The organism is Sporomusa sp. KB1, from assembly GCF_007830295.1.
Classification (GTDB): Bacteria; Bacillota; Negativicutes; order Sporomusales; family Sporomusaceae; genus Sporomusa.
The window spans coordinates 4,654,787-4,669,328 of sequence record NZ_VLKC01000002.1; the positions used below are offsets into that span (position 1 = coordinate 4,654,787).

Here is a 14,542-nt window from a genome sequence, read left to right on the forward strand (position 1 = left end):
ATGAAGAGAGATTAGATGGTGAAAAAAGTGGGGGGAGTGGCAAGCATGGGCCGCATATTGTTTATGTCCAATATTGACCGGCAAATTGTCATGCTCGAAAAAGCCAGACAGCAAGTAATAGCAGAGAAGAATCTTCCTGAGGAAGGCAGTGTCCTTTTTCTGAATGACAGCCTGGTATGGGGAACAGAATGGAAAAAAAGGTTTGCTGCTAGTGATCTTGTGCTCTTTTCCTGGATGGGAATGGGAAGGGATACGCATTTTCTTAAAAAAGCCGTTGCTTTTTTAAGAAAAAATAAAATCACGCACACTATGCTGGCGACCGAAATGCAGCCAGAGGATGCGCTTAGCGGGGTAACGCCGGAGGAACGAAGTATTATCCGCAGCTATTTATCCTATAGCGGGCTGGACAACTACCGCAACCTTTGGTTATGGCTTGCTAACCGCTATTGTCAGCACGCTTGTGCATACCAACCGCCGCGTAAACTAGCGTGGAATGGTATTTTCCATCCGCGGTCTGACAAATTTTTTACAGATGCTAAAGTATACCGGCAGCTATTTTGTAAACCGGAACAGGCTACTATTGGCATCCTTTTTCCCCGGGATGAATGGGTATGGTCAGATTTGACCTACCAGAGCGAGCTTATTATGGCCATCGAAGCCCAAGGGCTTAACGTCATTGCTGTCTTTAGTCATTGGGCGCGTAATACTGAGCTTAATGCGCCAGGGGTTGATGTTGCTGTAACCAACTTTTTTTATAACCAGGGTGTGCCAGCTATTGATGTGTTGATTAATACCTTCAAGTTTTCCCTTACAGTGGGCAGGCCTGTTGATCCCCAATTTCTGCATAAGCTGGGTGTGCCGGTATTGCAGGCGTATGTACTGCTCCGGTCGCGGGAAATGTGGCAGAAGAGCATCGAAGGACTAACGCCGGTAGAAATTTCCTGCAGTGTTGCCATGCCTGAATTTGACGGGACTATTCACGCTGTACCCATAGCCGGGAAAGAGCCAATGCCTGATGGCACAACAAAATATCAGACAATACCGGAGCGAATCAACCGCGTGGCCGCTAAAGCTGCCAAATGGGCCAACCTGCGGCGTAAAGCCAATAGCGAAAAGAAAATTGCTATTATTTTTCATAATTATCCGGCTGCTAACTCGCACATTGGCAGTGCTCAGGGCCTGGACTCACCAGCCAGCATCAGGCTGCTCTTAGAATGCATGGCTGAGCGGGGCTATCAAGTGGATAGCATTCCTCCGGATAGCCGGGCGCTTATGGATAGTTTGCTGTACGCTGCCACCAACGACCGCCGTTTTTTGTCGGAGGCGATGGTGGAACAAGCATCTGGTAAGGTGACAAGTGAGCAGTATCGCCAGTGGTTCGACTTACTTGAACCAGGGACGCAAGCACAGCTCAGTAAGGACTGGGGTGAACCGCCTGGTGCTGTATTTAACTATGCGGGAAAATTAGTAGTACCCGGTATGCTAAACGGCAATATTTTCATTACTGTACAGCCGCCACGCGGCTTTGGTGAAGACCCTGGCAAGCTGTATCATTCACCGGACTGTGCCCCCACCCATCATTATCTGGCGTATTATCACTGGATTCGCGATATCTGGCAGGCTGACGCTGTTGTGCATGTTGGTACCCATGGCACGCTGGAGTGGCTGCCTGGCAAAGGGGCAGGGTTATCGAACACCTGCTATCCGGATTTGGCTATTGGTGATTTACCTAATGTATATCCGTATCTTATTACCATTGTTGGTGAAGGCATACAGGCCAAACGGCGCGGTGCAGCCTGTATGATTGGGCATTTGCCGTCGCCTGTGAGTCAGTCCGGAACTTATGATCAATTGGCAGAGCTGGAAAAGCTGCTGGATGAATACTGTCATTTTGCCCAGAATCAGCCGGAAAATACCGAAGTAGTTGCTAAGCTGATTAAAAAAAAGGTTGTGGAAGCCAATCTGCAGGATGATATGGGCCAGGCAGTGAACGAAGTCTTTGCCGATTATATTCAGCGGCTGCACGGCTATATTACCGATATAAAAAATATGCAAATCCGGGTAGGATTGCATGTTCTTGGCTGTCCGCCCGCAGGCGATACGCTGCTAGAATACTTGTTGGCCTTAACCCGACTGGCTAATGGAGAAACGCCGTCTCTCACGGAAACAATAGCTGCCATCCATGGCTGCGATTACCATGAACTGTTGGCTCAGAGCGGTAAGCTCTTGCCCGACGGCAGCAAAACCTGTGGCGTATTGATTGACGAAATTGGCCAGCAGTGCCGGGACGTCGTTGTCTGGCTGTATGACCATGACTTTGCGCTGGCCGGGGCCGAGTTGGTGGCCGGGTTGCCCTGGGCGGTCGGAACCAGTTCTGAGCTTAAAGAGCAGCTGCGGCAAACGGCACGGTATATTTGCCAGACACTTATTCCTAATTTAAGTAAGACCGAGCAGGAAATCACTAATTTGCTGGCCGCCTTAGAAGACCGGTTTGTTGAACCCGGTCCGGCAGGTGCACCTACCAGCGGCATGGCCGATATTTTGCCGACAGGCCGTAATTTCTATGGAGTTGATCCCCGTATCCTGCCAACTCCGGCTGCCTGGGAGCTGGGTCAGACCTTGGGGGATAGTGTGATTGAGCGCTATATTGCCGACGAAGGCCATTACCCGGAAAACATTGGCATGATTTTCTGGAGCGGCTCCAACATGCGCAGCCATGGGCAGTGTATTGCTGAATTTCTGTATTTCTTAGGTGTGCGTCCAGTATGGCAGCGGGGTAGTCAGCGGGTGGTTGATTTAGCGGTTATTCCACTGGCAGAACTCAAACGGCCACGGATTGACGTGACCGCCCGTATTGGCGGCTTGTTCCGCGACACCATGCCTATGCCGGTAAAATGGTTGGATAAGGCCGTCAGTCTTGTGACTAATCTGGAAGAAAGCAGTGAAGTTAACTATATTCGCAAGCATGTGCTGGCAGATTCAGAGCGGCTAACAGAGCAAGGCATAGCGACGCCTGCTGCCTGGGAACAGGCCTGCTACCGGGTATTTGGCTGCCCGCCAGGCAGCTATGGCGCCGGTGTCAGCCATCTGCTGGAGGAAAAGAATTGGGAGACAATCGACGACCTGGCTAAGGTATATATACGCTGGGGCGCCCATGCTTATGGTGCTAAGAGCAGCGGCGCCTTTGTGCCTGAGTTGTTTAGCCATCGCCTGGCCAGCCTGGATGTTACTGTAAAAAATGAAGATAACCGGGAAGTACATATGCTCAATTCAGATGATTTCAACTCCTACCATGGCGGCATGATTGCTGCTGTCCGCAGCCTAAAAGGCGCGGCGCCGCGCTCGTACTGTGGCGACAGCTCCAACCGCCAGCAAGTCAGGCTGCGGAGTTTGGATGAAGAGTTTAAACGGCTGTTTCGTGGGGAGACGATGAATCCCAAGTATATTGAAGGTATGAAGCAGCACGGTTACAAAGGCGCGTCCGACTTGGCGGCGGTGGTGGCTCATTGCTATGAATGGGATGCCACCAGTGCTGTAATGAAAAACTGGATGTACCAGTGCCTGGCAGAAAAATATGCTATCGACCAGGACATGCGGGAGTGGATGCAGGCTGTCAATCCCTGGGCGCTGCAGCGGATTGCCGAAAAACTCTTAGAGGCCGAGCAGCGCGGCTTGTGGCAGGCCGACGTGAGGACCAAACAAGAATTACAGCAAATCTATCTGGATATTGACGGTGAACTGGAAGAACGGAGTGACAGGTAAGCGTTATGGTAAAAATGTTGATATTGAGTTTGACCGGACAATGCAATTTTGCCTGCAAGTATTGTTATGCTCATGAACATCCGGCAGAAAGCATGAACGCTGCTACTGCCATTGCTGCCGTAGAACTGGCAGCGGCAGCTGGGCAGGCCTTTGTAGTGCAGTTTAGTGGTGGCGAACCGTTACTAAACTTTCCTGTAATGCAGGAGGTTATCCGCTATGTAAGAGAGAACGGTCTGCCTGCCATTATACAGCTGCAGACCAACGCCTCACTCATGACTAAGGAAAGAGCGGCTGCCCTGAAAGCTGGTCAGGTGGGTATTGGGATCAGCCTGGACGGGCGGCCGGATAGTAATGACAGGCAGCGCTGTCTGCCTGATGGCAAGGGAACCTGTTGGCAGATTCTGAATGGCGCAGGTCAATTGGCAGCACAGGGCATTGCTGCAGGGATAACCGCTGTTGTAACCAATGAAAATGCAGCTAAGCTGAGCGGCATTGTGGAAATGGCCTATTACTTGGGTAATATCCGGCGGATTGGGTTTGACCTGTTACGCGCCCAAGGGCGGGGCGGCGAGATGGCGGCGCCTTCATCTGAAGCCGTGTGGCAGGGCGTAAAGGAAGCGCTTCAGACAGCTGAACGCTTGGCTAGACAGACAGGGAAATCTATGCTATTTTCCCAGGTCGAGCGAGTAGCTGCACTGGCTAACAGCCAAATGCAGGGCTTTGCTCACTGCCATGCCATGAACGGCGAAGCTGCCTTTGTTGATGCCCAAGGCAGCTTGTATGCCTGCGCTTCGCTGGCAGGCAATCCGGATTTCTCTTTAGGGCATGTGACAACAGGATTGGATACAGTCAAACAGCGCAAAGTGGCAGCTTTGATTCAAGACGGAATGAGCTTTTGCATGAAATGCCCCTCGTTTTCTTTGTGCGGCGGCGCATGCTTTGCCCGTTGGTATGGAGCCAATTGCGGCAAGCAGGGGTATGCCGCTGAATGTGCGTTAAAACAGGTAGCGATAGAATGGTACTTAGAACATCAGGGACAGGGGAGAATAGGGTATGAAAGTTGCGTTACTGCATGTAGATGTTAGCGGCGGACCAGAGAGCCGCAACCTGGAAATTCTAAGCCAGGGCATCCGGTTAGCGGCGGAAGTGGGCGCCAGCTGGATTGTTACGCCAGAGACAGCGGTGCAAGGATATTTCTTTGCTTGTGAACGAGAGACCACACCTATTGAGGTACCTATTCAGCCATCAATAGCGGTGGAACCGATTCAAAAGCTGGCCGCCGAGAAGCAGGTAACTGTATTTCTCTGCTGTGCCGAGCAGGATGAGGAAAGCAGCAAGCATTATAATAGTTGTCTGGTTATCGGTCCTGATGGCAGCATACTGGGCCGTCACCGGAAAAAACAGGCTCATGGCGGTGTGTCAGAAGGCTGGGCAGATAAAGGCGAACAGCTGGAACCAATTATATGCGGTGACAGGAAGGCAGGCATCTTAATCTGTGCCGATTCCTGGTATGAAGAGAATGCCGTTGCGCTGGCTGACAAAGGTGCCGACATCATTGTCGTGCCTGCTGCCTGGCCGCCCAATGGCTGCGGCGGTCCGCCGGAAAACGCCTGGAAAAAGGCTTCGGCTGTCAGCAAACGGGCACTGTGGGTGTGCAATCAGACAGGCAAGCAGGAACGGCTGGACTTTACTCACGCCCAGAGCGCTGTCGTCGTCGACGGCGAAATGCAACTGGAATATAGTGGTGAGCCTGCCGTACTCTTATTTGAATGGGATTTTAAAAAGCAATGCGCCTGGGTAAATGAATTTGCTGTCTTAACACTGTAAAGAGGGTGGAAATATTGAGCTTTTGGATACATGGGAGGGAACAGGCTTTGAAACTTTGCGTTTTAGCTACCGGTGATTCTGTCTATAGGTATTATAAAAGTATTGTCATTCCGTTTGAGCAACCGCGCAAAGTGAGTAGCACCGCGATTGTCAATGGCGGCTATCGGGAAGATCTGACAGCCGTGTTCAATAATGACTGTAACCCCGGGACGGGGATGGCCTGCACTATGCGGGCGCCCACCTATCAGGAACACATGCGGATCATTACCGAAGAAATCGGCCTTGACCCGGCGACAACCGCCGGAATGGGGACGGCGGCCTCAATGGAAAATGTGGCAATACATACGGAGTGCTATGAAAATTTGACAGTAACCGCTATTGTCACCGGCGGGGTTGAGGTTAATGGCGGTCGTGTTGGCGATCCGGCAGATTATTTTAAACCGATTGCTAAAAGTACACTGGAAAAACCTGGCACCATCAATATTATTCTGGTCATTGACGCTGATTTGCCGCCAGGTATCCTGAACCGGGTGCTGGTTACTTGTACTGAGGCTAAAACGGCTGCTTTGCAGGAGCTTATGGCAGGCAGTAATTATTCGACAGGTCTGGCTACCGGTTCAGGCACCGATCAGACCATTGTCATTGCCAATCCCGCCTCGCCGCTATACTTGGAAAGTGCTGGCAAGCATTCTAAGCTGGGGGAACTGATTGGCAAGGCAGTACTGCCGGCGGTCAAAGAGGCTTTAGGCAAGCAGACCGGTTTGTCGCCACGCCAACAGCACAGTATGTTACGTAGATTCAAACGGTATGGAATATTGGAAGAAAATCTTTGGCAGGCTTATGTCGGCAATACCGGCAAGGTGGTGATTAAACCCAAGTTTCTCGATGTACTGCATCAAATCGACAGCGACAACTACTTAGTGACATATGCCGCTTTATATGTACACCTTTTGGATGAACTCCAGTGGGAACTATTGTCAGGCATCGAAGTGCGGCAGGCTGCTAATGAACTGCTTACGGCAGCCGCCACCAAATACGGTGTGGAAGCGCCGGTGATTATTGGCACTTGTATTGATTCTTGCTTAAAAGCCTGGCAGTCTGTGCTGCTGGCAATTATTAAGAAAAAGTGCAGGGAATTAATAGGATGATTTCTAAGCTTTGTATATATTATTGTTTTTAATTCGTTTAAAAGCATTCATTTAGCTAACAATTTGCTATAATAAAGGAAAAGATTACAAGGGGGATGATGAGCTATGATTGTTCACTTTGTTGCTCGTTTATTAGTATGCATAATTGTGTGTGGGGTATCGCTTACTGTGACAATGCCTGATGTTTGTGCTGAAACCAGAATTTTATCGAAAGATACTAAACTTCATCCGCAGGGATGGGGTGTCGGTGATTCTATTCAATTCAAAAAAAATACTAGCATCAGTTTGAATGAACAAGAGGAAGTTGTTTCTGGGACAATTGACAAGGACACTTTGCTGGCGCCGCGTGGCTGGAATCGGGTGATTAATGACTATTACTATACAACTGTCCATACCGATTTTGGACCTTATTACCACCATTTTTATTACCATCCGTTTTTCAACAACGATTATGCTGTGAGCATTCCGGGTTACGGACACTTGCTTTATAAAGGTGGAACAGAGGTGATTTTTAGTGAACAGGGAGATGTTATTTCTGGGACAATAGCGAATAAGGCTACGGTTCGTTTGGTAGACGAAAAATATGGTTTTGTGACTTTCAAGAGTGATACCATTTTGATGTTTTTCAACTCAGGTGCGGTTTTATCCGGTACTTTGGATGAGGATACATATTTGCGCCCGGTTGGCTGGCAAAAGCTTCTCAAAGGAGATAATTCTGCAGGATTTATTAAATTTAGTAAGGGAAAAACCGTTACGTTCAATGAAAAAGGAGAACTGACTTCCGGAACAGTAAAAGAAGATGTAGTGCTGTTAGCTGAAGATGGAACACACAAAGGTTTTTCTGCAGGCTCAGCTGTTGAGTTTAATGAAATAGGGGCAGCGAAGATAAAGGTTAAATTTGAACAGGGTATGCCTTAATAACTGAGAAGAATAGCTAAATAAAAAAAATGTCGAAATAAGCAGAATGAATTTTCATGACAAGTATAACCATTAGTGCTAGAATTAGATAAAAGAAGGAAATATAAGACAAATATATAGCGTAAAGGTACAGGTGCCCGCAAGGGCTTCATAGAAAAGCCGGTGAAAGACCGGCGCGGTCCCGCCACTGTAATGGGGAGCAATGCCAAGAGATGCCACTGGGATATATAGTCCTGGGAAGGTTTGGCTGCGCAACGATCCAGAGCCAGGAGAACTGCCTGTACAACAATCACCGTAGACCTGCGAGCGATGGGGAGGGGATTTTGATGAACAAGCAGCCTCCTTCGGTCGTCACAGGGGGATGCTTTTATTTTATAAATTAATTCAGCAGGGAGAGGGCTTAAAGGAGCATTTACAATGAAGAATTCAGTACTATTATTACTTTTAGGTTGTTTCTTACTTCCCGGTATTTCTGTACAGGCCGCAGAACCGGCAGATACTTCGCCGTTGGCTTGGGAGCTTAGCGTTTTGCAAAAACCAACCGCAGAAGAAATCGAGCGGCAACGCTGGTCTGGTGTATTTGCCAATGACATTGGTAGTTATTTGTTTGACAATAAATCACTGCACATTGATGAAACAGATAAAAATTTGGTACATGTTCTGGTTAGAACCATTTTTGCCGATTCGAAGATTATCGGCAATTTGAACGAAAAGTATCAGGGAAAACTGAGCGCAGGTGACAAAGTCACCCTCAGCGAAATGCAGATGGTCTTTCAGCTAAAGGGAAAAATGTATGCAGTAACAGAGACCAGGATAGTTAGCGAACAAGGAATTGTAGTGGAAGATACCAAGAAAACTGCCAAATTTGTTGCTGTTACGCCAAATACCTTTGCTGAGTCCATGTACTATATTGTTAAAAGCTATGACCGAAACAAGTGAACTCATTTCAACAAGGCTGAAACATCGGGAATTCAGGTGGAGAGGCTACTCCACCTGAATCGACGCCGCCTGGAACGGAATACGGGGACAGGTGCGCTGTCCCTAAATCCAAACGATGCATATAATCAGATATGCATCGTTTGGTCATTTCATTAAGCTCTTGTGCAAGGTGTAGGGAGGTAGGTATGCCTATGATTAAAGTGCCAAATATTGATTTCGTTCACCTGGATACGGCGACCCCCAGTGAGCGGCAAGCGGCCGATCAAGAAATCGTACAATGGGCCGCAGAGGTGTTAGCGGAAGTGGTAAAAAAACCGAATGGGCTTAGCGAAAAAAAATTAAATCGATATTTGTATGTGATAACAAAATTCAGTCTGTTTTTGCCCAGTGCAGCCAATTCCCTTGATTTTAATCAATATTTTCTTTTTATTTTTTGCTATTCGTTATTTAATGCCATATATGTTGACAGACAACAAGGGCAGGTCATAAAATTTAGCACCGAAGATGTGAATGCCGTATTGATATTGATCTTCAAAAAATATTTTACTAACAATCACAAGCGGGTGCCGAATTATTTTAAGTTAATTCGAAATCTGAATGATACCAAAGCGTTTACCGAACAATTTAGGGAGCAATGCCAGGAAGAACACAAAAAACTGGATTATTATGCGGTAATAGAGTACCTGAACGAGAAAAAACTGGTAGAATTGGTTCCTCCGATACCGTCAATCAAAGTACATCCTAAGATCGTAACAACCATCTTATATGAATTTTGTCATTTAATCCGGCAAAGCAGTCAAAAGGCAGAAATGGAAAAGGAAGTGGCCGCCGGTGAGTGTAGTCTACAGGGAAAGTGCTTTGAACCTGCTGTCAGGCGGCTATAACCTAAGTGAAAGAAACGGCAAAACCCGGCAAGTGATGCCTGTACTATATACGTGTTGGAGAAAAGCAGAAAAAATGTCGAAATAAGCAGAATAAATTTTCGTGACAATCATAGCCATTAGTGCTAAAATTATACAAAAGAAGGAAATATAAGACAAATACATAACCTAAAGGTACAGGTGCCCGTAAGGGCTTCATAGAGAAGCCGGTTAAATACCGGCGCGGTCCCGCCACTGTAATGGGGAGCAAAGCCAAGAAATGCCACTGGGATACAAATCCTGGGAAGGTTTGGCAGCGTAATGATCCAGAGCCAGGAGAACTGCCTGTACAACAATCACCGTTGACCTGCGAAGATGGGGAGGGGATTTAATGAACAAACAGCAGTGACCCCCCTATGACATACCGGGGGGTTATTTTATTTACCGCTTGTCACCAGGTGGGACAAGCAATGACTTACCAACAACAGCATAGCAGATATCACAGGATATCGGAATAGGTGCCCTTCGGGGCTTAATAGGGAAGCCGGTTAAAGGCCGGCACGGTCACGCCACTGTAACGGGGAGCAATCTCGCATAGTTGCCACTGGAGCAATCGCTTTGGGAAGGCGCGGGAAAGCCATGAACCGGAGTCAGGAGAACTGCCTATTTGACAATCACCATTTTACCTGCGAGTGACAGGGAGGGGATTACGTAAGGTTACCGGATAATAATGATCTGGCAGCTTGGCGTAAGCACTCCCAATATGGGAGTTTTTTTATTTGCTATTGCCAGCTTATTATTTTTATCAAGGTGGGCTTCCATATGGTTGAAAGAGGAGAGGTTTTACAGTGAAGCAACGCAAGTTAACGAAAAAAGTCTTGGCAATGAGTATCGCCTGTGCGCTGACGCTCAGCACTGCGCCCCAGCTCCATGGCTTGGTGTATGCGGCAAATGACGAGCAGCCGCAAACGACAAGTGAACCTGTACCGGCAACAGGCAGTGAGCAATTGCAGGAAACAAAGGAAACTGCAACTGCGGCTGACAGTGAACCGGGGCAGGCGTCAAATGAGACTACAAAAACAACTGACAGTGAACAAGTGCAGGCAGCAAGCGGTGTGGTAAGCAGCGACAAGGCAGGGGCTGAGGCCTATGACCTGCCGGCGGTGACGGTAGAAGCGCCGCGGCCGGACTGGGAAAGTAAGCTCTCGCCGGGGACGGTGACCATCATCCGGCCGTCTGATTACCGCGGCGAACAAAAATCCCTGGCCGATCTCTTAAAAACCGTACCGGGCGTCCATGTCCGGGACGTTAACGGCAAAGGCCAATATACCACCGTCAGCGTCCGCGGCTCAACGGCTGCCCAGGTGGGGGTGTTTGTTGACGGGGTGCTGTTTACGCTGGGCGGCGATGCGGCTGCCGACATATCCACCATTCCGGTGAAAAACGTGGAACGTATTGAAGTGTACCGCGGCTATATTCCGGCACGGTTCGGCGGCACCTTCATGGGCGGCGTCATCAACATTGTGACCAAAAGACCGACCAAAGAAGATATCAGTGCCTCCATCGGCAAAAGCTCCTACGGCGGCTACAAGGGCAGCCTGGAAGTCGACGCCCCGCTGGGCAAGGGCAGCCTGATGGTGGGCGTCAACCGGGAGCAGAGCAAAGGCGATTTCCGCTACAAGAACTACGCCAGTTCGTCGGTGGTGGCTGACCTGGATACAGATATGGCGCTGATGGATTCCTCTATGGCAAGCTGGCAGTATTATAAGATAGTTAGTCTGGGGTCCAGCTGGACAGACCTTACTACTGGTTCTACATACTCGGGTTCAGGTGTTCTGACCAATGACCAAGCGGCTTCTTATGCGGCAGATCTTGCCGCCTGGCAGACATGGGCTTATGGGGATGACAACGGGGACGGATTGACCAATCTTTATGAGACGGTCTACAGTAAGTATTACTCAGATTCGTCTTCGGTCAGCGTGACTAAACTGCGCAGTGCCGCCGCCTACTATGGCGTAACCGTTACCAATGAGGAAATCAAAGCCGCGATAGCCGCCGGCGATACCACCTATTACAAGTACTATGCGATGAAAAATGCGACAACAGTAGTTGACTCGGTGGATCCTGCTACGAGTTCAGACTATCAATCCTTTCAAACGCAAAAGGACGCCGATCAGGCCAAAAAGGACCAGCTGGGCGACGGGACGCGCCATCGCAAGTACAACGACTATAAGAACACCGACGCCATCATCAAGTGGCAGGACGACCACTGGACGGCCAAGGCCACCTGGAAAGAGATCGACCGTCATCTGCCCAATTCGCTGTTGTCAGCGGGCGGGGACATAGGTGCATACGTTGATACCGATAATGCCAATATCTTTAACTGCGAGCGGAAACAAAAAATCGTCACCAAGGAAATGCAGGTCGGGCGCCGGGACACGGCCGGCAAGCTGGAATGGGGCTGGTCGGTCAACTACCTGGACTCCCAGAAGAGTTACCGCAACTTAAGCGCCGGCCTGTATGAGAATGATAACTCGGCTTACTGGAATACGCCGTTTCGCAAATGGAGCGAGTATACCTCCCAGCGGTGGGGCGGCAGCATCGACGGGACGTACAAGGCCGGTGAGCGCCATCTGCTGGAGTTCTTGGCCGGTTATTCCAAGGAGAGCATGCATGTGCGCGGCTCGAAGGTAACCGACGGCACCAATCCCGACCCGGTCCGCTACCGTACCTACTATACGCAGGCGCTTCTCAACCTGCAGCTCCAGGACACCATTACCTTAAACGACGCCGGCGATCTGTGGCTGACCCCAAGCATCCGCTACAACTCCAGCACCACCTACGGCTCCAACCCGCTGGACTATGACGCGCAGCACCAGTGGAACAAGTCGATCGAGCAAACTTCGGACAAGACGACCTGGCAGCTGGCCCTGAAGAAGAAGGTCAACGACCACCTGACCCTGCGGGCCACCGGCGGCAGCTACTACCGCCTGCTCAACCTCTACGAAATCGCCGGCGACGGCGCCGGCATCCTGCCGGCGCCGGCCATGTACAAGAACGGCAGCCTGGTATCGTCCTTTCCGCTGCCGGAGGAAGGCAAGCAGTGGGACGTGACCGCTATCTGGAATAACCGGCTGCTGGGGGCGGACAGCAATATTCAACTGACCTATTTCGGCCGCAATGCCAAGAATCTGCTGCAGCTCTGGCGCTACGGCTATGATTACTGGTGCTACAGCAACAGTGCCGAGGGCCGGGTCCGCGGCCTGGAATTGCAGACCAACCTCAGTTGGGCAAAGTGGGATCTGAACTTGGCGGCCACCTATATGGACACCACAGCCAAACGCCGCGACACGTCCGCCACCGGCGACAATACCTACTATGACATCAACACCAGCTATACGCCGAAATGGGAAGGTTCGGCGCGGGTCACCTACCGGCCGGACAACCGGAATTCCATCTTCGGCGAAGTCAAATATGTCGGGAAAATGTATACCTCCTACAGTACCTACGAGAATCAGGCCATAGAGGCGCTGACGACGGTCGGCCTGGGGGTAAAGCATAAATTCCGCAAAGATGTGGAACTGGTCGTGGGCGTCGACGACCTCTGCAACGCCGGCCCGAAAGTCAAAGGGGGCTGGAATGGGAATTACATTTATAACATCGAGTATCCTTATCAAGGGCGCACCTATTACACGACGCTGCAATATAATTTTTGAGCGGGGACAGCCTGCAAAGGGGGTGAGGCCAATGGGCTAGGCTGCGGTGCAAGGGAAGACCCCCGTAAGGGGATAGCCGGAACAAAAAATAAAAAACAGGGAGTGGAAAAATTATGAGTGAAAATTTATTCGCGTATACCATTACTAATTACAGCGCCAGCGCGGCTGGCGCCATTGTGGGCGACAGAAGCAGCGCCAGCGTGGATACGACGGCTGTTATAAAAATCTTTGACGCTGAGACCGCATTGTTAAACGGCGACGCCGCCTTCTTCAATTTCTTCCAGGGCCTGAACAGCCGGCTGGTGCTGCGGCAGTATAATTATAGTACAACTTCTTTAATTGCCAATCAGATCATCGCCCCGCAGGGGACCTGGACCAGCCCGCTGGCCAGCCAGACCTGGTCGGCCGTGGCCAATCTGCACGCAGTGGCAACCTCCGGCAGCTATCTTTATGCTACCGGCTATGATCTGGCCAAAATTGCGCGTGTTCTTATGACTAGCGATACATACAGCCAGCAATCCAGCTATGATTTTCCTTCCGAACTGGCGGTGACGGGGACATCCTATCACGGCGAAGGACTGGCGGTTTATAACGGGTTTCTCTACGCGCTGTTCACCTGCAATCCCGGCGGCGGCTATTCCACCTATGACGACAGCTATGTGGTGCAATACGAAATAAAGAGTGATGGGACCCTAGAGTACATCGATTATATCCGCGTCGGCAAAAATGCCTTCACCCTGGAGCTGTACGGCAACAAGCTGTACATTTGCGCGCTGGGCGGCATGCAGAACGCCGGCAGCTACAACACCGCTACCTGCCTGAGCATTGTTACTATCGACGACGATGACGCCATGTCGGTTGCCAACGTGTCGCTGGCGTCCGGGATGAGCGGCGATTTCCGCGATATTACGATCGCCAACAGCAGCAACGCCTATATCCTGCTGGGGTATTACGACAGCAGCTATGCCAATCTGGTGGGTAAAATTTACCACAGCACAGTGGCCAACCTGTCGTCGCCGGCCAACTGGACAGAAGTGGTGAGCATCAATAACGCAGGCTACTTATGGGGGATTCAGGCCGAAGCGTCGCCAACGCGGCTCTGGTATATCAAAGGCAATCTTATTGATGTCTATGGTTCGCTGCCGACGACCACCGGCTCGACGCCGACCAGCTTCAGCACCAGCAATCTGGCGGGCAGCACCGGTTATACCGCGCTCAATTCGGCTTGCTTCATCGCACCCGACACCTCGTTGACCGCTGCCAGCGCAGCGCGGCCGGCGCATGTGGCCAAATCCTTCGCCTCCCATATCCGTCTGGCCCGCGAAGCCCGCGAACTGGCGGAAAAGCTCGCGGTGAAAAAATAGCGTTGCCT

At 50.4% G+C, this 14,542-nt stretch carries 9 protein-coding genes and 3 riboswitches; all 9 genes read left to right on the forward strand.

What is annotated here, in order from left to right; genetic code table 11:
* The first annotated feature begins 45 nt into the window (after window positions 1-45).
* The 9 genes from cobN (at window position 46) to SALPA_RS25650 (ending at window position 14,534) form a co-directional block, all read left to right on the forward strand.
* A complete protein-coding gene (gene cobN / locus SALPA_RS25610; RefSeq protein WP_145100745.1) occupies window positions 46-3,762 on the forward strand; it encodes a cobaltochelatase subunit CobN in 3,717 nt (1,238 codons plus the stop codon).
* A 14-nt stretch (window positions 3,763-3,776) separates the two neighbouring features.
* Window positions 3,777-4,847: a radical SAM/SPASM domain-containing protein gene (locus SALPA_RS25615; protein ID WP_222428118.1), complete on the forward strand. Its 1,071-nt coding sequence runs from the start codon at window positions 3,777-3,779 to the stop codon at window positions 4,845-4,847.
* Window positions 4,816-5,589, forward strand: coding sequence for a carbon-nitrogen hydrolase family protein (locus tag SALPA_RS25620; protein WP_145100751.1), 774 nt, complete (start codon window positions 4,816-4,818; stop codon window positions 5,587-5,589). Before SALPA_RS25615 ends, SALPA_RS25620 begins: the two co-directional genes overlap by 32 nt.
* A gap of 47 nt (window positions 5,590-5,636) precedes the next feature.
* Entirely contained in the window at window positions 5,637-6,737 is a 1,101-nt protein-coding gene (locus SALPA_RS25625) for an adenosylcobinamide amidohydrolase (protein ID WP_145100754.1), read from the forward strand.
* A gap of 105 nt (window positions 6,738-6,842) precedes the next feature.
* Window positions 6,843-7,655 carry a hypothetical protein gene (locus SALPA_RS25630; protein WP_145100757.1) on the forward strand — a complete coding sequence of 271 codons (813 nt, stop codon included), beginning with the start codon at window positions 6,843-6,845 and terminating at the stop codon, window positions 7,653-7,655.
* Window positions 7,656-7,769: 114 nt separating this feature from the next.
* Window positions 7,770-7,952: riboswitch (cobalamin riboswitch) on the forward strand.
* A 120-nt stretch (window positions 7,953-8,072) separates the two neighbouring features.
* Window positions 8,073-8,594: a hypothetical protein gene (locus tag SALPA_RS25635; protein WP_145100760.1), complete on the forward strand. Its 522-nt coding sequence runs from the start codon at window positions 8,073-8,075 to the stop codon at window positions 8,592-8,594.
* 185 nt (window positions 8,595-8,779) lie between these two features.
* The gene (locus SALPA_RS25640; protein ID WP_145100761.1) at window positions 8,780-9,478 is read left to right on the forward strand and encodes a hypothetical protein; all 699 of its coding nucleotides are present in this window, start codon (window positions 8,780-8,782) and stop codon (window positions 9,476-9,478) included.
* 158 nt (window positions 9,479-9,636) lie between these two features.
* Window positions 9,637-9,818, forward strand: a riboswitch (cobalamin riboswitch).
* Between the two features lie 135 nt (window positions 9,819-9,953).
* A riboswitch (cobalamin riboswitch) is annotated at window positions 9,954-10,136 on the forward strand.
* A 166-nt stretch (window positions 10,137-10,302) separates the two neighbouring features.
* Window positions 10,303-13,170, forward strand: a complete 2,868-nt coding sequence (locus tag SALPA_RS25645; RefSeq protein ID WP_255451358.1) for a TonB-dependent receptor — start codon at window positions 10,303-10,305, stop codon at window positions 13,168-13,170.
* Between the two features lie 113 nt (window positions 13,171-13,283).
* Window positions 13,284-14,534, forward strand: coding sequence for a hypothetical protein (locus SALPA_RS25650; protein ID WP_145100764.1), 1,251 nt, complete (start codon window positions 13,284-13,286; stop codon window positions 14,532-14,534).
* Window positions 14,535-14,542 lie beyond the last annotated feature (8 nt).

Bases quoted from the DNA above. Each gene is read 5' to 3' on its own strand.
- SALPA_RS25620 (WP_145100751.1), top strand. From the start codon at position 4,816: ATGAAAGTTGCGTTACTGCATGTAGATGTTAGCGGCGGACCAGAGAGC.
- cobN (WP_145100745.1), top strand. From the start codon at position 46: ATGGGCCGCATATTGTTTATGTCCAATATTGACCGGCAAATTGTCATG.
- SALPA_RS25650 (WP_145100764.1), top strand. From the start codon at position 13,284: ATGAGTGAAAATTTATTCGCGTATACCATTACTAATTACAGCGCCAGC.
- SALPA_RS25635 (WP_145100760.1), top strand. From the start codon at position 8,073: ATGAAGAATTCAGTACTATTATTACTTTTAGGTTGTTTCTTACTTCCC.
- SALPA_RS25630 (WP_145100757.1), top strand. From the start codon at position 6,843: ATGATTGTTCACTTTGTTGCTCGTTTATTAGTATGCATAATTGTGTGT.
- SALPA_RS25640 (WP_145100761.1), top strand. From the start codon at position 8,780: ATGCCTATGATTAAAGTGCCAAATATTGATTTCGTTCACCTGGATACG.
- SALPA_RS25615 (WP_222428118.1), top strand. From the start codon at position 3,777: ATGTTGATATTGAGTTTGACCGGACAATGCAATTTTGCCTGCAAGTAT.